Genomic DNA, 21,769 nt, shown 5'->3' with positions numbered 1-21,769 from the left:
CACGGGCTGGCGGTTGACGACGGCAGCGCCGGCGCGGCCGAACAGCGTGGTCTCGGCGTGCGCGGCACCGGCCGACGCGGCCAGCGCGACGGCGAGTACGGACAGTCGCAAGGAATGGTTCATGTCGATACTTCCTCTTTATTAAGGTGGTGCGTGAGTTCGTGTGCGATCGATCCTGACGGCGCCCTGGTGTGTCGTGAGGCGCATGCTGCATTCCTTCGTTGTAATTTAACTAACACGTGACATCGTTGTCAACAGCGCTGACAAGCTTGTCAGCGCCGTCTGCAAAGGCCGGCCTTTCCCGCGTGCACAGACCCGTCCGCATCACCGGCGTCGGTGCGTTTATGTATGATTTTTAATTGAAAAGCAGGGCGGTGACGGTCGCACGGATACGGCCGTGGCGCGGCGGGCACGATGCCTGACCCGCACCGCGGCACCGGCCCCGGCGGCCACGACCGCGGGCGTGGCCCTGGTGGTAGTTGTTTTGTAGTCTAACTACGATCCGATGCGGGCGGATGGCCGCGGCGGTGGGGGGCGGCGTGCCCGGTCGGATGCTTGCCGGGCGCCAGGTCGCGTATCGCCCGAGGCGATCGCGGCCCGCTACGTCGTCGTGCCGTCGGCCAGCCGTGCCAGCGCCCAGGCGACGTGTTCGCGCACCAGCGTCGAGGGGTGTCCGGCGCGCGCGTGCAGTGCCGCGAGCACCTGCGGCGAGCGTGGGGCGTTGCCGAGGGCGACGGCGAGGTTGCGCAGCCAGCGCTCATGGCCGACGCGGCGCAGGGCCATGCCCTCGGTGCGCGCGAGCCAGGTCGCCTCGTCCCAGCCGAACAGCTCGACCAGGCTCGCGGCGTCGAGGCCGTGGCGGGGGATGAAGTCGGCTTCGGGCGTCGGTGTGGCGTAGCGGTTCCACGGGCAGACCAGCTGGCAGTCGTCGCAGCCGAAGATGCGGTTGCCGAGCGCCGGGCGCAGCGCCTCGGGGATCGGCCCGTGGTGTTCGATCGTCAGGTAGGCGATGCAGCGGCGGGCGTCGACCACGTGCGGCGCGACGATCGCCTGCGTCGGGCACACCTCGATGCACGCGGTGCACGAGCCGCAGTGCGCGCTCACCGGCGCGTCCACCGGCAGCGCGACGTCGACCAGGATCTCGCCGAGGAAGAACCACGAACCGGCGTCGCGCGCGAGCAGGTTGCTGTGCTTGCCGACCCAGCCGAGGCCGGCCTTGGCGGCGAGCGGTTTTTCGAGCACCGGCCCGCTGTCGGTGAAGGCCCGGTGACCGAACGGGCCGATCGCGGCCTCGATGCGTCGGGCGAGCTCGGCCAGGCGCCTGCGCAGCACCTTGTGGTAGTCGCGGCCGAGCGCGTAGCGCGCGACGTAGGCGCGGCTGCCGTCGCCGAGCACGTCCCAGGCCGGCGCGGCGGCGGCCGGCCAGTAGTCCATGCGCGCCGAGATCACCCGCAGCGTGCCCGGCACCAGTTCGGCCGGGCGCGCGCGGCGGGTGCCGTGGCGCGCCATGTAGTCCATCTGCCCGTGGTGGCCCGCCGCCAGCCAGTCGAGCAGGCGCGTCTCGGCCTCGCGCAGGTCGACGTCGGCGATGCCGACGCGCTGGAAGCCGAGTTCGCGCCCCCAGGCCTTGATGCGCGCGGCGAGCGCGGCCGCATCGGGCAGGGCGGGTGGCGGGGTGGGGGTGGGCATGGCGGCTTGGCGCGGCGCGGGGCGGGGGGGTATTTTGCCGCATCCCCGCCCGCCGAGCCCGCGCCGATGTCGACCGCCCACGCCGACCCCTTGCCGACCGCGCTGCACACCGCCGCCGCGGTGCGCGAGATGGACCGCCGCAGCATCGAGGAGCACGGCATCCCCGGCTACACGCTGATGACCCGCGCCGGCGAGGCCAGCGTCGCCGCGCTGCTCGCGCACTGGCCGCTCGCCACCCGCATCAGCGTGGTCTGCGGCGGCGGCAACAACGCCGGGGACGGCTACGTGATCGCGCGCCTGCTGCGCGCCTCCGGGCGCAGCGTGCGGGTCGGCACGCTCGCCCACCCGGGGCGGCTGGCGGGCGACGCGGCGCAGGCCTGGCGCGACGCCGTCGCCGCGGGGGTGTCGGTCGCCACCTTCGAGGCCGCCCAGCTCGACGACGCCCACGTGATCGTCGATGCGCTCCTCGGCACCGGGCTCGAACGCGCGGTGACCGGCGACTGGGCGGCGGCGATCGACGCCGTGAACGCCGCGCACGCGCGCGGGGTGGCGGTGCTCGCGGTCGACATCCCGTCGGGCCTGCACGCCGACAGCGGCGCGGTGCTCGGCACCGCGGTGACGGCCGACCTCACCGTCAGCTTCATCGGCCTCAAGCTCGGCCTGTTCGTCGGCGACGGTCCCGGGCACAGCGGCGCGGTGGTGTTCGCCGACCTCGGCGCGCCGGCCGCGGTGCGCGCCGCCGCGCCGGTCGCCGCCGAACGCTACACCGGCGCCGACCGCGGCGTGCTGCTGGCGCCGCGCCCGCGCGCCGCGCACAAGGGCGATCATGGCCACGTGCTGGTGGTCGGCGGCGACAGCGGCTACGCCGGCGCCGCGCGCATGACCGGCGAGGCCGCGGCGCGGGTCGGTGCCGGGCTGGTCAGCGTGGCCACGCGCGCAGCGCACGCCGGCGCGATCGCCGCCGCCCGCCCCGAGCTGATGATCCGCGGCATCGAGGCGCCCGACGAGCTCGACCCGCTGCTCGCGCGCGCCAGCGTGCTCGCGCTCGGCCCCGGCCTCGGCCAGCACGCCTGGGGGCGGGCGCTGTTCGAGTACGCCTGCGGCGTCGCGCAGCCGCTGGTGCTCGACGCCGACGCACTCAACCTGCTCGCGCAGACGCCGCGCCGGCGCACCGACTGGGTGCTCACCCCGCACCCCGGCGAGGCGGCGCGGCTGCTCGGCACCACGACCGCGGCGATCCAGGCCGACCGCCTCGGCAGCGCCCGCGCGCTGGTCGCCCGCTACGGCGGGGTGGCGGTGCTGAAGGGCGCCGGCAGCGTGGTCGCGCAGGCCGACGCGCCGCCGGCGCTGATCCTCGCCGGCAACCCCGGCATGGGCAGCGGGGGCATGGGCGACGTGCTCACCGGCACCATCGCCGGCCTGCTCGCGCAGGGCCTAGCGCCCGCCGCCGCCGCCCGCCTCGGCGCCTGGCTGCACGCCACCGCCGGCGACCTGGCAGCGGCCGACGGCGGCCAGCGCGGGCTGCTCGCGACCGACCTGCTGCCGCACCTGCGCCGCCTCGCCAACCCCTGAACGGCGCCGGCGCATCCCACCCCCTCACCGGAGGCCGCGACATGACGTACACCGGAAGCTGTCACTGCGAGCTGCCCGACGCCGCCGCCACCGAGGCGCTCGGCGCGCGCCTCGCGGGCGCCTGTGGCGACGACGGCCTGGTGGTGTACCTGCACGGCGAACTCGGCAGCGGCAAGACCACGCTGGTGCGCGGGCTGCTGCACGCGCTCGGCCATGCCGGCCGCGTCCGCAGCCCCACCTACACGCTGGTGGAGCCGTACGAGCTCGGCGCGCGCAGCGTCTACCACTTCGACCTCTACCGGCTCGCCGATCCCGAGGAGCTCGAATTCATGGGCATCCGCGACTTCCTCGACCCGGCGGCGCTGCTGCTGGTGGAGTGGCCGGAGAAGGGCGCGGGCTGGCTGCCGCCCGCGGAGCTCGACCTCAGCCTCGCCTATGCCGACGGCGGCGGGCGCAGCGCGCGGCTCGCGGCGGCCGGCGCACGGGGCGAGGCGGTGCTCGCCCGCCTGTGAGTGGCATACTCGCCGCCCTCGGCGGGGCGCTCGGTGTGTCCCGCCGCCCCGACCCGGAGTCTGACGACGTGCGCATGAAGGTAGTCCCGTACCGGTGGCGATGGCTGCTGCCGGTTCTGATCGCGCTGCTCGGCGTCCTGCCGGCGCGCGCCGCCGAGGTGCTCGGCGCGCGCCTCGCCGAAGCCCCCGACCGGGTGCAGCTCGTGCTCGACCTGAGCGGCCCGGTGCGCTACTCGAGCTTCGCGCTCGACAACCCGCCGCGCCTGGTGCTCGACCTGCCCGACACGCGCGGCTCGACGGCGGTGCGCGACGTGGTGCTGCAGTCGGCCGACATCCGCTCGGTGCGCGGCGGCATCCGCGACGGCCGCGACCTGCGCGTGGTGGTCGACCTGGAGCGCCCGCTGCGCGCCGAGACCTACTTCGCGCCGGCGGCGAACGGCAGCGGCAAGCTGGTGGTCGAGTTCCGTCGTGCGGCGCGGCGCGGCGAGGCGGCGGCGGCGGCGGCGGCCGAGCTGCCGGGCATCGAGCTGGTGTCGGTGCCGGGCAGCGAGGCGCAGCCGGTCAGGCGCGCGCCGCAGCCGCTCGTGCGCGCCGCGCGCCGACAGATCGTGGTGGCGATCGACCCCGGCCACGGTGGCAAGGACACCGGCGCGCTCGGCGGCAACGGCACCCGCGAGAAGGACGTGGTGCTGGCGATCGGGCGCAAGCTCGCCGCGCTGATCGACGCCGAGCCCGGCATGCGCGCGGTGCTGACGCGGCGCACCGACGTGTTCCTGCCGCTGCGCAGCCGCATCGACGTGGCGCGCCGGCACAAGGCCGACCTGTTCATCTCCATCCATGCCGACTCGGCGCCCGGTGGCTCCACGGCGACCGGCTCGACCGTGTACATGCTGTCCACCCGCGGCGCCTCGTCGGAGGCCGCGCGCTGGCTCGCCGACAGCGAGAACGCCGCCGACCTGGTCGGCGGGCTCAAGCTCTCCGGCAAGGACGAACAGCTCGCCTCGGTGCTGATCGACCTGTCGCAGGAGGCCTCGCTCGAAGCGAGCCAGTTCCTCGCCGAGAAGGTGCTGACGCAGTTGCGCCGCGTCGGCGACCTGCACCGCACCGAGGTCGAGCGCGCCGGCTTCGCCGTGCTGAAGGCGCCGGACATCCCGTCGATCCTGGTCGAGACCGCCTTCCTGTCGAACCCGCAGGAGGAGGCGAAGCTCGCCGACGACCGCCACCAGCGCGCGCTGGCGCGGGCGGTGATGGAGGGCATCCGCCAGTACTTCCGCCAGCGCCTGCCGCACGGCCTGATGATCGCCGACGCCGGGCCGGTCGCCAGCCCGACGCCCGAGCCGCCCCCGGAGCGCGCGGCGGCCGCGCGCGCCGAACGCGTCGCCGCCACGCTGCCGCGCGCGGCGCCGGCCGTCGCCCCCCCTCCGCGGCGTACCCCCACCCCGGTCGCCACGCCGGTCGCCACGCCGGTCGCCGCCCCGGCGGCGCGGCCCGAGGCCTACGTGGTGCGTCGTGGCGAGTCGCTGGCCGAGGTCGCGGCGCGGCTCGGCACCTCGCTCGGCCGGCTGAAGTCGGCCAACGGCCTGCCCGAGAACCAGCTCCGGGTGCCGGCGGGCACGCGGCTGCTGGTGCCGCACGGCTGAATCCGGGCGCCCCGGCAGAATCTGCCGGGGAAGCGGCCGCCGGCGGCAGCCGCCGGGGCTGCGGCGGGCGCGAAGCGCAGCGGCTGCGGCGGCGTGGCGGGCAGACTACGCTGCCTGTGGGGGTGCGCGTCGCCCCCACGCCGTCTTCCCGATCACGGCCGGCGCGTCCGCCGGCCCCGCGCGCAAGGCCCGCCCATGACCCACGTAAGCGTTGCTACTCCGCCCGCCGACGAGCGGCCCCCGGTCACGATCTTCGGCCCGGACTTCCCCTTCGGCTTCGACGACTGGATCGCGCACCCGGCCGGGCTCGGCAGCATCCCGGCCGAGCGCCACGGGGCCGAGGTGGCGATCGTCGGCGCCGGCATCTCCGGGCTGGTGGCGGCCTACGAGCTGATGAAGCTCGGCCTGAAGCCGGTGGTCTACGAGTCCTCGCAGATGGGCGGGCGGCTGCGCTCGCAGCCCTTCGAGGGCGCCGACGGCGTCATTGCCGAACTCGGCGGCATGCGCTTCCCGGTGTCGTCGACCGCGTTCTACCACTACGTCGACAAGCTCGGCCTGGAGACGCGGCCGTTCCCGAACCCGCTGACGCCGGCGTCGGGCAGCACCGTGGTCGACCTCGAAGGCAAGACCTGGTACGCCGAGACGCTCGCCGACCTGCCGCCGCTGTTCCGCGAGGTCGCCGACGCCTGGGCCGCGGCGCTGGAGGACGGCGCGCGCTTCAGCGAGGTGCAGGACGCGATCCGCCGGCGCGACGTGCGCACGTTGAAGGCGCTGTGGAACCCGCTGGTCACACAGTGGGACGACCGCACCTTCTACGACTTCGTCGCCACCTCGAAGGCATTCTCGCGGCTGTCGTTCCACCACCGCGAGGTGTTCGGCCAGGTCGGCTTCGGCACCGGCGGCTGGGATTCGGACTTCCCGAACTCGATGCTGGAAATCTTCCGCGTGGTGATGACCAACTGCGACGAGAACCAGCGCTTCGTGGTCGGCGGCGTCGAGCAGGTGCCCCGCGGCCTGTGGCGCCACGCCCCGGAGCGCCTCGCGCACTGGCCGCAGGGTACCTCGCTCGCCTCGCTGCACGGCGGTGCGCCGCGCCCGGGGGTGGCGAAGATCGCCCGCGCCGCCGACGGCCGCTTCGCGCTCACCGACCGCTGGGGCGACACGCGCCACTACGACGCCGTGCTGACGACCTGCCAGAGCTGGCTGCTGACCACGCAGATCGCGTGCGACGAGTCGCTGTTCTCGCAGAAGTTGTGGATGGCGCTCGACCGCACCCGCTACATGCAGTCGTCGAAGACCTTCGTGATGGTCGACCGGCCGTTCTGGAAGGACAAGGACCCGCGCACCGGCCGCGACGTGATGAGCATGACGCTCACCGATCGCCTGACCCGCGGCACCTACCTGTTCGACAACGGTCCCGACAAGCCGGGCGTGATCTGCCTGTCCTACTCCTGGATGAGCGATGCGCTGAAGATGCTGCCGCAGCCGGTCGAGAAGCGCGTGGAGCTCGCGCTGGGCGCGCTGGCCAAGATCTACCCGGGGGTGGACATCGCCCGCCACATCATCGGCGACCCGATCACCGTGTCGTGGGAGGCCGACCCGAACTTCCTCGGCGCCTTCAAGGGCGCGCTGCCCGGGCACTACCGCTACAACCAGCGCATGTACGCGCACTTCATGCAGGACGAACTGCCGCCCGAGCAGCGCGGCATCTTCATCGCCGGCGACGACGTGTCGTGGACGCCGGCCTGGGTCGAAGGCGCGGTGCAGACCTCGCTGAACGCGGTGTGGGGGATCATGCGCCACTTCGGCGGCAGCACCCACGCCGCCAACCCGGGGCCGGGCGACGTGTTCGCCGAACTCGGGCCGATCGAGCTGCCCGAGTGAGCGCGGCGGCGCAGCCTCAGCCGTAGTGGCTGCGCACGTAGGCGTCGACGATCGCCTGGAACTCCGCGGCGATCGTCTCGCCCTTCAGCGTCACGGTCTTCTGGCCGTCGACGTAGACCGGGGCGACCGGCTCCTCGCCCGAGCCCGGCAGGCTGATGCCGATGTTGGCCATCTTGCTCTCGCCGGGGCCGTTGACCACGCAGCCCATCACTGCGACGGTCATCGCCTCGACGCCCGGGTACTGCCGGCCCCACACCGGCATCTGCTCGCGCAGGTAGGTCTGGATCTCCTGCGCGAGGCGCTGGAAGTAGTCGCTGGTGGTGCGCCCGCAGCCGGGGCAGGCGATCACCATCGGCGTGAACGAGCGCAGCCCCATCGTCTGCAGGATCTCCTGCGCCACCAGCACCTCCTTCTCGCGCGGCGCGCCGGGCTCGGGCGTCAGCGAGATGCGGATGGTGTCGCCGATGCCCTCCTGCAGCAGCACGGCGAGCGCGGCGGTGCTGGCGACGATGCCCTTCGAGCCCATGCCGGCCTCGGTGAGGCCGAGGTGCAGCGGGTAGTCGCAGCGCGCGGCGAGCGCGCGGTACACCGCGATCAGCTCCTGCACGCCGCTGACCTTGGCCGAGAGCACGATGCGGTCGTGGGCGAGGCCGAGCTCCTCGGCGCGCGCCGCGCTCTCCAGCGCCGACACCACCAGCGCCTCGCGGGTCACCGCGGCGGCGTCGAGCGGCTCGGCCAGGCGGGCGTTGGCGTCCATCATCCGCACCACCAGTGCCTGGTCGAGGCTGCCCCAGTTGACGCCGATGCGCACCGGCTTGTCGTGCTCGATCGCCAGCCCGACGATGGTGGCGAACTGGTCGTCCTTCTTCCTGCCGCGGCCGACGTTGCCGGGGTTGATGCGGTACTTGGCGAGCGCGCGCGCGCACTCCGGGTAGCGGGCGAGCAGCTTGTGGCCGTTGAAGTGGAAGTCGCCGACCAGCGGCACGTCGAGCCCCATGTCGTCGAGCCGGGCGCGGATCTCGGCCACCGCGGCGGCGGCCTCCTCGGTGTTGACGGTGATGCGCACCAGCTCCGAGCCGGCGCGCGCGAGCTGCGCGCACTGGATCGCGGTGCGCACGGCGTCGGCGGTGTCGGTGTTGGTCATCGACTGCACCAGCACCGGGGCGTCGCCGCCCACGGTGTGCTGGCCGATGTGCACCGGCACGCTGTGACGGCGCGGGACGGGGAAGGGGGAATGCGACATGGCGGCGGTCCGGAGGGGGAGAGGCAGGCCGCGATTATCGCCCGCGGCCGCGCGCGGCGTCACCCGCCGGCCGCGGCCACCGCCGCCGCGGCCGGGCCGGCCACCGCGGGCGTCGCGGCCGGTGCCGCCGGCAGCCAGGCGATCATCTCGTCGTGTGCCTGGCGCATGATCTGGTCGATGCGCTCGGCGTCGTCCTTCAGCGGGCGCAGGTGCTGCACCAGCCGCTCGTCGTGCACGCGGATCGCGTCGAGCGCGGTGTTGACCTCGTCCTCGCCGCGGCCGAGCAGGTTCATCACGCGCCCGGCGGCGAGCAGGCCGGCCATGTAGGTGTCGCTGTTGGCGATGTGCGCGCCGGCCTCGAGCAGCGCCAGCGTGTGCTTGATGTTGCGGGTGCGCGCGTAGATCGTCACGTGCGGGTAGTTGCGCCGCACCAGCTCGACCACCGTCAGCGAGGTCTCCTCGTCGTCCATCGCCACCACCAGCACCCGCGCCGATTCGAGCTTGATCGCGTGCAGGATGTCCGGGCGGCAGATGTCGCCGTAGAACACCTGCCGCCCCAGGCGCTTGCCGATGGCGATCTTGCTGATGTCGTTGTCGAGCACGGTGAAGGGGATCTTCTGCAGCGACAGCACGCGCGCGATCACCCGGCCGTAGCGGCCGTAGCCGGCGATCACCACCGGCGCGCCGTCGGCATCGTCCAGCGCCGCGGGCGACGCCTGGGCTGGCACCGGGCGCTCGGCGCGGGCGCGCTGCCAGCGGTCGGAGAGCGTCGCGGCGAGGGGCGTGAAGGCCATCGACAGCGCCACCACCATCACCAGGCGGTCGTGCAGGGCGGCGCCGAGCACGCCCTCGGTCGCGCCGATCGAGAACAGCACGAAGGCGAACTCGCCGCCCTGCGCGAGCAGCAGCCCCACCCGCAGCGGCGCGCGGCGCGCGCTGCCGAAACGGCGCACCAGCAGCGCGAGCAGCACCGCCTTGGCCGCCATCAGCGCGAGCGTCAGGCCGAGCACGGTGGCGGGCTCGGCGAGCAGCAGGCCGAGGTTCGCCGACATCCCCACCGCCATGAAGAAGAAGCCGAGCAGCACGCCCTTGAACGGGGCGATGTTGGCCTCGAGCTCGTGGCGGAACTCCGAGCCGGCGAGCAGCACGCCGGCGAGGAAGGCGCCGAGCGACATCGACAGTCCGAGCAGGTCCATCGCCGTGGCCATCCCCAGCACGATCACCAGCGCCGCGGCGATCGACACGTCCTGGTGGTGCGCGGCGGCGACCATGCGCAGGATGCGCGGCAGCACCACGTGCCCGGCGCCGATCACCACCACCACCGCCACCAGCACCTTCAGCGCGTGCATCCAGTCGCCGGCGTTCGGCGCGCTGCCCTGCGTCGCCAGCAGCGGCACCAGCGCCAGCAGCGGGATCACCGCGAGGTCCTGGAACAGCAGGATCGCGAAGGCGTCGCGGCCGGCGCGGGTGGTGAGTTCCTGGCGCTCGGCGAGCAGCTGCAGCACGAAGGCCGTCGACGACAGCGACAGCGCGAAGCCCACGGTCACCGCCGCCGCCGGCGCGAGCCCCAGCGCCCAGGCGCCGGCGCTCAGCGCGGTGCCGGTCACCAGCACCTGCGCGCCGCCGAGGCCGAACACCGGGTAGCGCAGCGTCCACAGGCGCGACGGCTGCAGCTCCAGCCCGATCACGAACAGCAGCAGCACCACGCCGAACTCGCCGAGGTGCAGGATGGCCTCGGCGTCGCGCACCACGCCGAGGCCCCAGGGGCCGACCGCCATGCCGGCGGCGACGTAGCCGAGCACGGCGCCGAGCCCGACGCGCTTGCCGAGGGGGACGGCGACGACGGCGGCGGCCAGCATCACCAGGGTTTGCATCAGATTGGGCATGGGGCGGGACTCGCGGTGAAATCAGGCGTCGAGCAGGCGGTCGAGCCACGCTTCGAGCGCGATGGCCTTGTCGGCGGCCGGCGCGTTGCCGGCGAGGATGGCGTGCGGCTCGGCGCACGCGCGGTCGAAGTCCTCGCCGACCAGCCAGGCGCAGATCGCGTACAGCGCCGCGTGCTCTTCTTCCGTCAGTCCGTGCAGCGCGGCGCGGCGCAGTTGCGGCTTCGCCCAGGCCGCGAGTTCGGCGGCGGGCAGTTCGGCGGCATCGGCGAACTCCTCGCGCAGACGCGTGCACACCGGCTCGACCAGGCGGTCGGCGGCGGTGAGGTCGATCAGCATGCGGACGGCTCCGGGGCGGTCGGTCGGGCGGCCATTATCGACGCAGCGTCGCGCCCGTGCACCGCCTGCGTGCGCCGCGTGCCGCCTCAGCGCGCCAGCAGCGCGAGCGTCTCGACGTGATCGGTCTGCGGGAAGAAGTCGAACGGCAGCAGGTGGTGGACGCGCCAGCCGTGGGCGTCGAGCACCGCGAGGTCGCGCGCGAGCGGCGCGGCGGCGCAGGCGAGGTAGGCGAGGTAGGCGATGCGCGCCGGGCGGGCGGTCGCGACGATCCAGTCGAGCACCTCCGGTTCGAGCCCGCCGCGCGGCGGGTTGGCGTACACGCGCCGCGCCGGCGCCGGCACCGCGGCGAGCCAGGGGTCGAGCTGCGCCAGGCGCTGCCGGCAGGTGCCGCGCAGCACCTCGGCCGCCGGCGCGTTGAGCCGTGCGCAGGCCACCGCCTCGCCGCCGAGCTCCACGCCGAGGGTGCGTGCGCCGTGCGCGCTCCAGCGCGCCAGGCTGGCGCCGCGGCCGCAGTAGAGATCGGCCACGGCGACGCCGGGGGCAGGGGCGAGGAAAGCCGTGGCGGCGTCGAGCGCGGCGGCATGCAGCGCCGGCAGCGGCTGCTGGAAGGCGGCCGGGCCGTAGACCAGGCCGTCGGCGTCGCGCGAGCGCGGCGCGCCCCACAGCAGGTGCCAGTCGTTGTCGGTGAAGGCGTGCACGCCGGCGCCGGGGTTGCGGTGCAGCCACAGGCCGTCGAGCCCGGCGCCGGCGAGCCCGGTGGCGAGCGCGTCGACCCAGCCGGTGGCGGGCAGCGTGCGGGTCTTGACGATCAGCGTCGCCTGCGCGCCGCTCTGCGCGTAGTAGGCGAGCGGGAAGTCCGCCGGCAGCTGCGCCGCCAGCGCGTGCAGCGTGGTACGGACCGGCGGCGCGTGCACCGGGCAGTCGGGGATCGCCAGCACGCCGTCACGGCGGCGCAGGCCGAAGCACCAGCCGGCCTCGCGCCGCTCGGCGGCGAGCAGCACGCGGCTGCGGTAGCCGAGGCGCGCCGCGCCGGTGGTGGCGGTGAGCGGCGCGAGCGCCGCCGCCCACGGTGCGAGCCGGCGCGCGAGCCAGTCCTGCTTGCGCGCGGTCGAGGCGGTCTCGTCGAGGCCGCGGTAGGCGCAGGCCCGGCACTGCGGTTCGCAGCCGGGCGGCAGCGGCACGCTCAACGCGCGCGGTTCAGAGCCCGAGGTGCCCGCGCAGCTTCTCCAGCAGCTTGCGGCCCATGCCCTTGACGCGCAGCAGGTCCTCCAGCGTGGCGTAGGGGCGCCCGGCGACGATCGCCGCGGCGAGCGCCTTCGGCAGCCCCTTGATCGCCGCCAGCGCCGGCGCGTTCGCGGTGTTCACCGACACCTTGCCGCCGGCATCGGCGGTCACCGGCGCAGTCGCCACCGGCGCGGCAGCCGTAGCAGGGGCGTCCGCGGGGGGGGCGGCGTCCGCAGCGGCGGGGGCGTCCGCTGCCGCGGGTGCGGCGATCCGCAGCGCCGCGGCGAAGGCGACGAAGTCGCGGGTCACGTAGCCGTCCGCGGTCCACTCGCGCAGCATCAGCACCGGCTGCCACACGCCGGCGGGGGCGGCGGCGTAGACGGTTTCCAGCGCCACCGCGGCCTGCGCGGCGTGCCCGGCGAGGCGGCCGACGATCGCGCTGCCGAGGCAGTGGCCGGCGAAGTCGCCGCCGGTGTAGGGCTGCTCCAGCGCCCACAGCTCCAGCGCCAGCGTGCCGCTCAGGTTGTCCGCCGCCCGCGGGTTCTCGATGCCGTCGACGCACAGTTCGAGGCGCCCGCCGTCGATGCGGTAGGCGGCCGCGCCGGTGAGGCGCGGCAGCGCGAAGCACTCGCGGCGCGGGAAGTTGACCGCGTCGACCAGGTTCAGGCTGCCGTCGGCGGCGATGCCGGACAGCGCCAGCACCATCGCGTGGTCACCGTGGCCGGTCGGCAGCGTGGCCGCGACCGTGCCGTGCACCACCGCCGGCGCGGCGGGGTCGGTGCTGAGCGCGTGCGCGCGCACCTCGGCGACACGCTGGCCGCGCAGCGCGCCGCCGTTCCAGGGTTCGGCGCAGGCCCACAGCTGCAGCGCCCAGCCGGCAGCGGCTGCGCGCTGCGCGTCGGCGGCGACGATCTCGGCGTCCAGGCGTACCTGGTCGGCGTCGAAGGCGTAGGCGTGGTAGGCGCCGATGCGGGCGGCACCCGGCTCGGCGAGGCAGGAGGCAAGGGACTGATGCATGGGGGTGAGTCTCGTGTGATCCGGCGAAAGGCGCGCGAGTATAGGCGTCCCGGCGCGACACGGAAGAGGGCGGTGACGATCCAGGCACGATCGCGCAACAAGACGCCCGTTGCTGCGCTTTTATGGTGCCGTGGTGCGCGTTGCAGCCCCATGATGGGGCATCGGCATGCCCTCAGATGAGTCGGCGGAACAGGCTCGGGTACTCGGTGACGAGCCCGTCGGCGTCGACCGCGAGTTCATACTCGCAGCGGTTGCGCAGGCCCTCGAAGCGGTAGCGCCCGCCGGGCTGCAGGCAGGTGTAGCGCTGGTCGACGGCCTCGACGTCGAGCGTCGGCACCTTGACCCAGGCCACCCGCACCGTCTGCGCCGCGCCGGCGCCAAGCCCGAGGCGGCGGATCGGCAGGGTGTTGGTGAACGGCGTGGCGGTGATGTCGAGGTCGATGCAGCCGCGCAGCGCCGCCAGCGGCCGGCCCTCGCCGTCCTGCCAGTTGCCGCGGCCGTCGCTGTGCAGTTCCAGGCGCTCGCCGCTGCCGACCAGCGTCAGGCAGGCGTTGCGGCAGTGCCAGTGGGCGTCGCAGCGCAGCCGGTAGTGCAGCGCGTAGGGGGTGCTGCCGTGGCCGATGAGCATGCCGTCGGCGTGGATGGCGTCGGCGTCCTGCCAGATCTCCAGGTGTTCGAGGCCCTCGCCCCCCCAGGTCTGCCAACGAACGGTACGACGCATCGGGCTAACCTCCGGTGGGGGCGACGGATTCCATCCGAAAAGTTAGCAGGCTTCGGGCCAGCTTGCCGGCCGGCGCCCGGGCGCCGGCGGCGGCGCTCAGTATTCGAGCTGCACCTTGCCGCTCACCGTCACCGTGACGGTGGCGTTGCCGCCTTCCAGCGGTGTCTGCGGGGCGGCGTCGGCGGCTGCCATGCGCAGCATCGGGCGCGGCGCGGCGACCTCGCCGCCGCCGAGTTCGAGCGCATCGATGCGGTAGCGCCGCGCGCCCAGCGCCTGTGCCGCGGTGGTGGCCTTGGCGCGGAAGGCGTCGATCGCCTGACCGATCAGCGTCGCCTCGGCGTGACGGCGGGTCTCCGGGGCCAGGTGGAAACTCATGCCGCCGATCGCCAGTTGCTCCGACACCTGCTGCGCGACGCGCGCGAGCACCGCGAAATCACTGCCGCTGAGGACGAGTTCGGCGCGCGTGCGGTAGCCGCGGATGCGGTTGCCGGCGTCGGTGACGGCATGCGTGTAGTAGCCGCCGTTGCGCGTCACCACGCCGGCCTGCGCGCGCGCGGCCTGCACGCCGGCGTCGAGCGCCTGGGCGATCTGGCGCGCGAGTTCGGCCTGGTCGGTGTGCTCGCGCTCGGCCACCAGCACCAGCCGCGCCTGGTCGTTGGCGACCTCGGCCTGGGCCTCGGCGGCGAGCGTCAGCACGGTGCCGGCGACCGGCGGCGCGAGGCTGGTGGCCGGCGTGTCGGCCGCCTCGGCGAAACCGGCGACGAGCAGCAGGGGCAGGAAGACACGGGGCACGTGCGGCATCGGGTCGCCTCCGGGGGCGCGGGTCGGGGAAGGGGCGGATTATCGCAGGCGGCGCCCGCCGATGCCCCCGCCGCGTGCCTCAGGCGCCGTCGGCGAAGGCGAGGATCACGCGACGGTTGTGGGTGCTCTTCTTCTCGATCTTCGTCACCACCACGCGGCCGATCTCGCCGGTGCGTGCGACGTGGGTGCCGCCGCAGGGCTGCAGGTCGATGCCGGCGATCTCCACCAGCCGCACCCGGCCGTGGCCGCGCGGCGGCTGCACCGACAGCGTCTTCACCAGCTCGGGGCTGGCGTCGAGCTCGGCGTCGGTGATCCAGCGCGTGCCCACCGGGTGGTCGGCCGCGATCAGCGCGTTCAGCGCGGCGCCGACGGCGTCCCTGTCGAGCAGGGTGTCGGGCAGGTCGAAGTCGAGCCGGCCCTTGTCGGCCGCCACCGCGCCGCCGGTGACCCCGGCCGGGATCACCGCACTGAGCAGGTGCAGGCAGGTGTGCATGCGCATGTGCGCATGGCGGCGCGCCCAGTCGAGGTGCACGTGCACCGCCTCGCCCACGGCCGGCGGCGGTGCGTCCGCGGCGAGCAGGTGCACGATCGCACCCGGGGCCTCGCCGCGGCGGGTGTCGACGATCGCGACGGTGCTGCCGTCGGCGCGCCGCAGCACGCCGCTGTCGCCCGGCTGGCCGCCGCCGAGCGGGTAGAACACGGTGCGGTCGAGCTCGATGCCGGCGGGGGTCACCGCGGTCACCGTGGCGGTGCAGTCACGCCGGTAGGCGTCGTCGCGAAACAGCGCAAGCGTCATGGACATCTCCTCGGTAAAAGCCTGGGGTTCGGCAGCGCCGGCCGGGGCGGCGGCGGGCCTATACTCGCCGCCCGTCGCCGCATCGCGACGGGACGGCCCATGAAGGAGACCGGCATGCCACAGTCCGCCGTCACGCTGCTCGAGCGCATCGCCCGCTTCGCCCCCGGCGTGCCCGAGCTCGTGCGCTACCGCCTCGCCGATCTGCCTTACGACCTCGCCGCCGGGGTGTCGGTGGCGGCGGTGGCGCTGCCGGTCGGCGTGGCCTACGCGCAGATCGCCGGGCTTGGCCCCGAGACCGGGCTCTACGCGAGCCTGCTGCCGCTGCTCGTCTACGCGCTGTTCGGCACCTCGCGGCAGCTGATCGTCGGCCCCGACGCCGCCACCTGCGCGCTGATCGCCGCCTCGGTGGCACCGCTGGCGGCGGGCGACCCGGCGCGCTACGTCGCGCTCAGCGGTGCGCTCACCTGCCTCGCCGGGCTGTTCTGCATCGCCGCGAGCTTCCTGCGGCTGGGGGCGCTGGCCGATTTCCTGTCGCGCCCGATCCTGGTCGGCCTGATGAACGGGGTGTCGATCAGCATCCTGCTCGGGCAGATCGGCAAGCTGTTCGGCTTCCCGATCGAGGCCGGCGGCATCGTGCCGCGGCTGCTCGAATTCGCCTCGCGGCTCGGCCAGACGCACCTGCCCACGCTCGGCGTCGGCCTCACCGCGCTGGCGGCGATGGTGCTGACACCGCGCCTGCTGCCGCGGCTGCCGCCGGCGCTGGTGGCGACCGTGATCAGCGCCGGGCTGGTCGCGGCGCTCGGGCTCGACGCACGCGGCGTGGCGGTGCTCGGGGCGCTGCCCGCCGGGCTGCCGGCGCTGCGCCCGCCGGGGCTGCCGCTGGAGGAGCTGCCCGCGCTGCTCGCCAGCGCCGCCGGCCTCGCGCTGGTGAGCTTCTCCAGCGGCATGCTGACCGCGCGCAGCTTCGCCGCCCGCAACCGCTACGAGATCGACGTCGACCGCGAGTTCGCCGCGCTCGGTGCCGCCAACATCGCCGCGGCGCTCACGCAGGGCTTCGCGATCAGCGGCGCCGATTCGCGCACCGCGATGAACGACGCCGCCGGCGGGCGCACCCGCGTCGCCGGCCTGTTCGCCGCCGCCGCGATCGCCATCGTGCTGCTGTTCCTGACCGCGCCGCTCGCCTACGTGCCGGTGGCGGCACTCGGCGCGGTGCTGGTGTACGCGTCGCTGTCGCTGTTCGACTACCGCACGCTGTACGACATCTACCGCATGGACCGCGTCGAATGCGGCCTCGCCGTCCTCACCATGCTCGGCGTGGTCGGCTTCGGCGCGATCAACGCGATCCTGCTCGCCGTCGGCCTCGCGCTGGTGCGCTTCGTGCGCATCACCGCGCGCCCGCGCGACGAGGTGCTCGGCAAGGTCGAGGGCATCCCCGGGCTGCACTCGGTCGAGCGCCACCGCGACGCGCGCACCTTCCCCGGGCTCGTGATCTACCGCTTCGACGGGCCGCTGACCTTCTTCAACGCCACCTACTTCCGCCAGCGCGCGCTGTTGGCGGCCGACGCCGCCGGGGCCGGGCTGCGCTGGTTCGTGATCGACGCGATCCCGCTCAGCAGCATCGACGTCACCGGCCTCTACGCCCTGCACGACGTCTACGGCGAGCTCGCCGAGCGCGGCGTGCGCTTCGTGGTCGCCGGGCGCCGCGCCGAGCTGCTGGCGTGGCTCGACGAGCACGGCTTCTACAAGCCCGAGCACGACGCCATGCTCTACCCGACGCTGCGCCAGGCGCTCAAGACCTTCCGCCGCGAGGTCCGTCCGGCGCGCGCGCCGGTCGCCGACGACTGAAGCGGCGGCGCGCGCGCTCACGGCGTCAGCAGCGCGCCCGGCGCGTGCGCGTCGAGCAGCTCGGCGAGGATGGCGAGGCCGCGTTCGAGCTCCTCGCGCGTCGCCGGGCCGCTCAGGCACACGCGGATCGCCGGCGGTGCCGCGCCGCGCCCGACCACGAACACCTCCGACGGCGTCACCGCGACGCCGCGCGCACGCGCCGCGCTGACGTAGCCGCCCACGGTCCAGGGTTCGGGCAGCGGCAGCCACAGGTGGAAGCCGCAGGGCTGGCACTCGGGGTGCCAGCGGCCGAGGTGCTGCGCGGCGAGCGCCTGCCGCGCGCGGCCCTCTTCGCGCTGCCAAGTCATCAGCCGCGCGGCGGTGCCGTCGGTGATCCAGCGCGCGGCGATCTCGGCCATCAGCGGCGGCGCCATCCACACCGAGGTGCGCACCGCCGCCGCGACCCGCCCGACCAGCTCCGGCGGCCCGGCGACGAAGCCCACGCGCAGCCCCGGCACCAGTGCCTTCGAGGTGCAGGTCACGTAGCAGCTGCGCTCGGGGGCGAAGCTCGCGAGCGGCGGCGGGCGGTCCTCGATCAGGAAGCCGTAGACGTCGTCGTCGAGGATCAGCACGTCGTGGGCGCGGGCGATCTCGGCGATGCGCGCGCGCCGCGCCGCGCTCAGCACCGCCGTGGTCGGGTTGTGCAGGTTGGCGACGCACGCCAGCAGGCGCGGGCGCAGGCGTTCGCAGGCCTCGGCGAAGGCTTCGGGGATCAGCCCCTCGCGGTCGATCGCCACGCCGTGCACGCGCAGCCGGGCCTGGCTGGCGATGGCCAGCGTGCCGGGGTAGCCCAGCGCCTCGGTGAGCATCACGTCGCCCGGCTCGGTCAGCGCGGTGATGGTCGCGAGCAGCGCGTTCTGCGCGCCGCAGGCGATCACCACCTGCTCGCCGCGCACCGCCAGGCCGAGTTCGCCGATCCACGCCGCCGCGGCCTCGCGGTGCGCCGGCAGGCCGGCGTCGGGGGTGTAGCCGAGCAGGGTGGCCAGGTCCGGCGCGCGGGCGAGCTCGGCGAGCGTCTCGGCCAGCGCCGGCACCTGCGGTGCGAGCGTCGGCCGGTTCACCGACAGGTCGACGAGCCCCGGGCCCTGCGGCGCGATCATCCGCGGCGCCTGCACGCGCGGCTCGCGCACGAAGGTGCCGCGGCCCACCGTGCCCTCGGTGAGCCCGCGCGCCTCGGCCTCGGCGTAGGCGCGGGTGATGGTGCCGACGGTGACGCCGAGCGCCTCGGCGAGTTCGCGGTGCGTGGGCAGGCGCGTGCCCGGCAGCAGGGTGCCGTCGGCGACCGCCGCGGCGAGCGCCTCGGCGATCGCCCTGTAGCGCGGGCCCGGGTATTCGGAGAGCTTCGGTATCCAGCTTGTCATGGTGACAAATTATCTGTTGACATCCTGATTGTGTCAATTATTCTCGATTGTGCCGAGACAATCGGCGGTAATCGATACAAGCGAGGGTGCGAAAATGAGTACAAATCGTGAATTGTCTCTCTCCCTGCCGTTGCGGACGACGCCGGTCGCCCTGGCCAAGGCGCGCGCCCTCGTCATCGCCGGTCTGTGCCTGCTCGCCGGGTGGCAGCGCCGCCACATGCAGCGGCGCCGGCTCGCCGAGCTGTCGCCGGAGGCGCTGAAGGACATGGGTATCAGCGAGGCCGAGGTCTGGCTCGAAACGCGCCGGCCGTTCTGGCAGGCGAGCCACCTGCAGGGCCGCGACGACTGACCGCCGCCGCCCGGCGCCACGGCGCCGGGCGCGGCCCCCGCACGAGGAGCCCCGCCATGTCCTGCCTCGAACCGTGTCACGCGACTGCCCGCCCCGCGGTGCCTGCGGTGAACCGTCATGGATGACACCCTGCTCGCCTTCTGGCTGCCGTTCGCGACCTTCACCGTGGTGATGTCGATCACCCCGGGACCGAACAACCTGATGCTGCTCGCCTCCGGCGCGCTGTACGGCTTTCGCCGCACCGTGCCGCACCTGCTGGGCGTGGCGGGCGGCTTCGGGATCATGCTCGCGCTGTTCTGCCTCGGCCTCGCCCAGGCCTTCGAGCAGGTGCCGGGGCTGCGCGAGCTGCTGCGCTGGGTCGGCATCGCCTACCTCGGCTGGCTCGCCTGGAAGCTGCTCGGCGCCGGCGCGCCGGGCGCCGCCGGCGCCAGCCGACCGCTCGGCTGGCTCGACGCCGCGGTGTTCCAGTGGGTCAATCCCAAGGCCTGGATGATGGCGCTGACCGCGGTGTCGACCTTCATCGCGCCGCACGCACGCGACTGGCTCGGCGATGCCGCGATCGCGGTGCTGGTGTCGGCGCTGCTCAACCTGGCCTGCGTGTCGCTGTGGGCCGGCTGCGGTGCGGCGATGCGCCGCCTGCTCGGCGATGCGCGGCACCGCCTGGCCTTCAACGGGGTGATGGCCGTGCTGACCGCGCTGACCGCGATCGGCATGGCGCGCTGAAGCGGAGAAATCGCGATGCCACTCGAACTGTTCCAGATCGACGCTTTCAGCGCGCGCCCGTTCGGCGGCAATCCCGCCGCGGTGGTGCCGCTCGACGCCTGGCTGCCCGACGCCACGCTGCAGGCCATCGCCGCCGAGAACAACCTTTCCGAGACCGCCTTCTGCGTCCCCGCGGGTGCGGCGTGGCAGCTGCGCTGGTTCACGCCGACGGTCGAGGTCGAGCTGTGCGGGCACGCCACGCTCGCCACCGCGCACGCGCTCTACACCCACCTTGGCTACAGCGGCGCCGAGGCGCTGTTCGACACCCGCAGCGGCCGCCTGAGCGTGCGCCGCTGCGCCGACGGCCGGCTCGAACTCGACCTGCCGGCGCGCGCGGCGCAGCCCTTCGCGGCGCCGCCCGCACTGGCCGCCGCGCTCGGCGCGGTGCCGCAGGCGAGCCTTGACGCCGGGGCCTGGCTCGCGGTGTTCGCCGACGCAGCCGAGGTGCGCGCGCTCGTCCCCGACCTGCGCGCGCTCGCGCGGCTGCCCTGCGACGGCGTCATCGTCACCGCCGCGGGCAGCGGCGCCGTGGACTTCGTCAGCCGCTACTTCGCGCCGCACGCGGGCATCGACGAGGACCCGGTCACCGGTTCCGCGCACGCGGTGCTCACGCCCTACTGGGCGGCGCGGCTCGGCCGCGGGCGGCTCAGCGCGCGCCAGGTGTCGGCGCGCGGCGGCGAGCTCGACTGTGAGCTCGACGGTGCGCGGGTGCGGCTGCGCGGCCATGCCGTCACCTACCTGCGCGGGGTGATCGAACTGCCGGACTGAAGCCACCGTGCTCACGGCGCGAACGGGTCGAACGGCTGCTCCTGCAGGCGGCCGTCGACCACCCGGCAGGCGGCGGCGGGCGCGACCGGCGTCGGCAGCAGCAGCGGCAGCCCGCGCGCGAAGCCGGTGGTGGCGGTGCGCGCGCCGGCGGCGGTGACGGCGACGGCGACGGCGAGGCCGCTGCGCGCGAGGTCCACGCCCGCCCAGCGCAGCGTCAGCAGCACCCGGGCCCGGCCTGCGGCGTCGTGGCCGTCGCGACGGACGAGGCGGGCGCGCGGCGCGCCGCGGGGGCTTGCGTCCAGCGTGCCGTCGCCGTCGACGCGGTAGACGTGGAGTGCGCGCGCGGCCGGGCGCACGGCACGGCCGGCGGGGCTCAGCCAGACCTCGACCTGCGCCGGTGCGGCCGGCAGGTCGAGCAGCAGCGTCGCCGGCGCCAGCACCAGCGCGCGCAGCTGCGGCGGCGCGCCGGCCGCGGGCGGCGCGCCGAGGCCGGGCACCGCGCCGTCGCCGAGGGCGAGCGCACAGGCGTCGAGCGTGCCGGTGACGGGTTCGGTGAGCTTGACGCGCGGCAGCGCCAGCGCGGCGAGCACGCCGGGCGCCGGTTCGGCGTTCCAGTCCGCGCGCGCCGGCGGGCAGTCGGGCGCCGCCGGCGCCGCGGCCTGCGCCACCCACACGCGGGCGAGGCCCTGCGCGGGCTCCTGGCGCAGGCGCTGCGCGATGCCGTCGGCGCGCTCGCAGCGCTCGTCGAGCAGCAGGCGCGGCGGACGCAGGCCGAAGCGGCGCGTGACGGGGCCGTCGGTGAGCGTCAGCGCGTCGGCCTCGACCGTCACCGTCGCGCCCGAGGTGGTGCAGGTCGCCAGCAGCCGGCGCACCGGGCGGCCGTCCTCCAGCAGCCACCAGGTGCGCACGGCGTCGTCGGCGCACGGGGCGGCGTCCGCGCCGGGGCCGGGGCGCACCTCGGCGACGGCGAGCACGCTGCCGTCGGCCGCCGCGCCGGCCGGATGCACGCGCACGATGCGGCAGTCCGGGCGAGCGGCGCAGGCCACGCCCTTCAGCGTCGGCCCGCCGGCCGGGATCACCCGTTCGACCGGCGGCGCGATCGGTTTCGGCGGCGTGGCGGCGAGCGCGCTCGCGGACAGCAGGCTGAGCAGGACGAGGCGGCGCAGGCGCATGCGGGCACCGGGGCAGGGGAGGCGCTGCGAGGTTAGCAGAGGCGCACGGGCACGCCGGACGGTTTATCGGTTTACCTCGCAAATAAGAATGATTATCTTTTGTCGGCCGTGGCATCGTTGCCGCGCACGCCGGTACGGCGTGCCGCGGGCCC

General features: G+C 74.7%; 19 protein-coding genes. 8 read left to right on the top strand and 11 right to left on the bottom strand.

Translation table 11 applies throughout. The features are described 5' to 3' along the window. Positions 1-600: 600 nt before the first annotated feature. Positions 601-1,689 (bottom strand): tRNA epoxyqueuosine(34) reductase QueG, encoded by a 1,089-nt coding sequence (gene queG, locus EV699_RS20000; RefSeq protein ID WP_165904168.1) that lies wholly within the window; start codon positions 1,687-1,689, stop codon positions 601-603. Positions 1,690-1,755: 66 nt separating this feature from the next. Between queG and EV699_RS19995 the strand changes: the two genes are divergently transcribed. The 4 genes from EV699_RS19995 to EV699_RS15565 all read left to right on the top strand — a co-directional run bounded on the left by EV699_RS19995 (position 1,756) and on the right by EV699_RS15565 (position 7,297). Further along, complete coding sequence (locus EV699_RS19995; RefSeq protein ID WP_165904167.1) at positions 1,756-3,261, top strand: NAD(P)H-hydrate dehydratase; 1,506 nt, start codon at positions 1,756-1,758, stop codon at positions 3,259-3,261. 41 nt (positions 3,262-3,302) lie between these two features. Further along, positions 3,303-3,773 (top strand): tRNA (adenosine(37)-N6)-threonylcarbamoyltransferase complex ATPase subunit type 1 TsaE, encoded by a 471-nt coding sequence (tsaE, locus tag EV699_RS15575; RefSeq protein ID WP_132544433.1) that lies wholly within the window; start codon positions 3,303-3,305, stop codon positions 3,771-3,773. Between the two features lie 74 nt (positions 3,774-3,847). Next, on the top strand, positions 3,848-5,413 hold the full coding sequence (locus EV699_RS15570; protein ID WP_132544430.1) for an N-acetylmuramoyl-L-alanine amidase: 1,566 nt from the start codon (positions 3,848-3,850) through the stop codon (positions 5,411-5,413). Between the two features lie 195 nt (positions 5,414-5,608). Continuing rightward, positions 5,609-7,297 (top strand): flavin monoamine oxidase family protein, encoded by a 1,689-nt coding sequence (locus EV699_RS15565; RefSeq protein ID WP_132544428.1) that lies wholly within the window; start codon positions 5,609-5,611, stop codon positions 7,295-7,297. A gap of 16 nt (positions 7,298-7,313) precedes the next feature. Here the strand turns inward: EV699_RS15565 and ispG are convergent, their stop codons facing one another. The 8 genes from ispG to EV699_RS15525 all read right to left on the bottom strand — a co-directional run bounded on the left by ispG (position 7,314) and on the right by EV699_RS15525 (position 15,321). After that, positions 7,314-8,540 (bottom strand): flavodoxin-dependent (E)-4-hydroxy-3-methylbut-2-enyl-diphosphate synthase, encoded by a 1,227-nt coding sequence (gene ispG, locus EV699_RS15560; protein WP_132544426.1) that lies wholly within the window; start codon positions 8,538-8,540, stop codon positions 7,314-7,316. Between the two features lie 59 nt (positions 8,541-8,599). Further along, on the bottom strand, positions 8,600-10,426 hold the full coding sequence (locus EV699_RS15555; RefSeq protein WP_132544424.1) for a monovalent cation:proton antiporter-2 (CPA2) family protein: 1,827 nt from the start codon (positions 10,424-10,426) through the stop codon (positions 8,600-8,602). Positions 10,427-10,447: 21 nt separating this feature from the next. Further along, positions 10,448-10,762: a hypothetical protein gene (locus EV699_RS15550; protein WP_132544422.1), complete on the bottom strand. Its 315-nt coding sequence runs from the start codon at positions 10,760-10,762 to the stop codon at positions 10,448-10,450. An 86-nt stretch (positions 10,763-10,848) separates the two neighbouring features. Continuing rightward, entirely contained in the window at positions 10,849-11,943 is a 1,095-nt protein-coding gene (locus EV699_RS15545) for a class I SAM-dependent RNA methyltransferase (RefSeq protein ID WP_243662698.1), read from the bottom strand. 16 nt (positions 11,944-11,959) lie between these two features. Then, positions 11,960-13,003, bottom strand: coding sequence for a ComEA family DNA-binding protein (locus EV699_RS15540; protein WP_132544418.1), 1,044 nt, complete (start codon positions 13,001-13,003; stop codon positions 11,960-11,962). 172 nt (positions 13,004-13,175) lie between these two features. Continuing rightward, the gene (locus EV699_RS15535) at positions 13,176-13,724 is read right to left on the bottom strand and encodes a putative glycolipid-binding domain-containing protein (protein ID WP_132544416.1); all 549 of its coding nucleotides are present in this window, start codon (positions 13,722-13,724) and stop codon (positions 13,176-13,178) included. A 96-nt stretch (positions 13,725-13,820) separates the two neighbouring features. Continuing rightward, positions 13,821-14,525: an SIMPL domain-containing protein gene (locus EV699_RS15530; RefSeq protein ID WP_132544414.1), complete on the bottom strand. Its 705-nt coding sequence runs from the start codon at positions 14,523-14,525 to the stop codon at positions 13,821-13,823. Between the two features lie 79 nt (positions 14,526-14,604). Beyond that, the gene (locus EV699_RS15525; RefSeq protein WP_132544412.1) at positions 14,605-15,321 is read right to left on the bottom strand and encodes an alanyl-tRNA editing protein; all 717 of its coding nucleotides are present in this window, start codon (positions 15,319-15,321) and stop codon (positions 14,605-14,607) included. Positions 15,322-15,435: 114 nt separating this feature from the next. Here EV699_RS15525 and EV699_RS15520 point away from each other — a divergent pair, with 114 nt between their 5' ends. Beyond that, positions 15,436-17,166, top strand: a complete 1,731-nt coding sequence (locus EV699_RS15520) for a SulP family inorganic anion transporter (RefSeq protein ID WP_132544410.1) — start codon at positions 15,436-15,438, stop codon at positions 17,164-17,166. 17 nt (positions 17,167-17,183) lie between these two features. On the opposite strand, the gene ehuR is transcribed toward EV699_RS15520, so the two are convergent. Further along, entirely contained in the window at positions 17,184-18,566 is a 1,383-nt protein-coding gene (ehuR, locus tag EV699_RS15515; RefSeq protein ID WP_132544408.1) for a MocR-like ectoine utilization transcription factor EhuR, read from the bottom strand. A gap of 94 nt (positions 18,567-18,660) precedes the next feature. Between ehuR and EV699_RS15510 the strand changes: the two genes are divergently transcribed. The 3 genes from EV699_RS15510 (at position 18,661) to EV699_RS15500 (ending at position 20,445) form a co-directional block, all read left to right on the top strand. Further along, positions 18,661-18,915, top strand: coding sequence for a DUF1127 domain-containing protein (locus EV699_RS15510; protein ID WP_132544407.1), 255 nt, complete (start codon positions 18,661-18,663; stop codon positions 18,913-18,915). Between the two features lie 117 nt (positions 18,916-19,032). After that, positions 19,033-19,638: a LysE family translocator gene (locus tag EV699_RS15505; protein ID WP_132544406.1), complete on the top strand. Its 606-nt coding sequence runs from the start codon at positions 19,033-19,035 to the stop codon at positions 19,636-19,638. A 15-nt stretch (positions 19,639-19,653) separates the two neighbouring features. Then, entirely contained in the window at positions 19,654-20,445 is a 792-nt protein-coding gene (locus EV699_RS15500) for a PhzF family phenazine biosynthesis protein (RefSeq protein ID WP_132544404.1), read from the top strand. 11 nt (positions 20,446-20,456) lie between these two features. On the opposite strand, the gene EV699_RS15495 is transcribed toward EV699_RS15500, so the two are convergent. Continuing rightward, positions 20,457-21,617 (bottom strand): hypothetical protein, encoded by a 1,161-nt coding sequence (locus EV699_RS15495; RefSeq protein WP_132544402.1) that lies wholly within the window; start codon positions 21,615-21,617, stop codon positions 20,457-20,459. Positions 21,618-21,769 lie beyond the last annotated feature (152 nt).

This window comes from Plasticicumulans lactativorans (assembly GCF_004341245.1).
Classification (GTDB): Bacteria; Pseudomonadota; Gammaproteobacteria; order Competibacterales; family Competibacteraceae; genus Plasticicumulans_A; species Plasticicumulans_A lactativorans.
The sequence above is the reverse complement of the archived record's forward strand: the minus strand, read 5'-3'. Positions and strand labels throughout refer to the sequence as shown.

Coding starts and splice junctions, on each gene's coding strand:
- queG (WP_165904168.1), bottom strand. CDS start 1,689: ATGCCCACCCCCACCCCGCCACCCGCCCTGCCCGATGCGGCCGCGCTC.
- EV699_RS19995 (WP_165904167.1), top strand. CDS start 1,756: ATGTCGACCGCCCACGCCGACCCCTTGCCGACCGCGCTGCACACCGCC.
- tsaE (WP_132544433.1), top strand. CDS start 3,303: ATGACGTACACCGGAAGCTGTCACTGCGAGCTGCCCGACGCCGCCGCC.
- EV699_RS15570 (WP_132544430.1), top strand. CDS start 3,848: ATGAAGGTAGTCCCGTACCGGTGGCGATGGCTGCTGCCGGTTCTGATC.
- EV699_RS15565 (WP_132544428.1), top strand. CDS start 5,609: ATGACCCACGTAAGCGTTGCTACTCCGCCCGCCGACGAGCGGCCCCCG.
- ispG (WP_132544426.1), bottom strand. CDS start 8,540: ATGTCGCATTCCCCCTTCCCCGTCCCGCGCCGTCACAGCGTGCCGGTG.
- EV699_RS15555 (WP_132544424.1), bottom strand. CDS start 10,426: ATGCCCAATCTGATGCAAACCCTGGTGATGCTGGCCGCCGCCGTCGTC.
- EV699_RS15550 (WP_132544422.1), bottom strand. CDS start 10,762: ATGCTGATCGACCTCACCGCCGCCGACCGCCTGGTCGAGCCGGTGTGC.
- EV699_RS15540 (WP_132544418.1), bottom strand. CDS start 13,003: ATGCATCAGTCCCTTGCCTCCTGCCTCGCCGAGCCGGGTGCCGCCCGC.
- EV699_RS15535 (WP_132544416.1), bottom strand. CDS start 13,724: ATGCGTCGTACCGTTCGTTGGCAGACCTGGGGGGGCGAGGGCCTCGAA.
- EV699_RS15530 (WP_132544414.1), bottom strand. CDS start 14,525: ATGCCGCACGTGCCCCGTGTCTTCCTGCCCCTGCTGCTCGTCGCCGGT.
- EV699_RS15525 (WP_132544412.1), bottom strand. CDS start 15,321: ATGACGCTTGCGCTGTTTCGCGACGACGCCTACCGGCGTGACTGCACC.
- EV699_RS15520 (WP_132544410.1), top strand. CDS start 15,436: ATGCCACAGTCCGCCGTCACGCTGCTCGAGCGCATCGCCCGCTTCGCC.
- ehuR (WP_132544408.1), bottom strand. CDS start 18,566: ATGACAAGCTGGATACCGAAGCTCTCCGAATACCCGGGCCCGCGCTAC.
- EV699_RS15510 (WP_132544407.1), top strand. CDS start 18,661: ATGAGTACAAATCGTGAATTGTCTCTCTCCCTGCCGTTGCGGACGACG.
- EV699_RS15505 (WP_132544406.1), top strand. CDS start 19,033: ATGGATGACACCCTGCTCGCCTTCTGGCTGCCGTTCGCGACCTTCACC.
- EV699_RS15500 (WP_132544404.1), top strand. CDS start 19,654: ATGCCACTCGAACTGTTCCAGATCGACGCTTTCAGCGCGCGCCCGTTC.
- EV699_RS15495 (WP_132544402.1), bottom strand. CDS start 21,617: ATGCGCCTGCGCCGCCTCGTCCTGCTCAGCCTGCTGTCCGCGAGCGCG.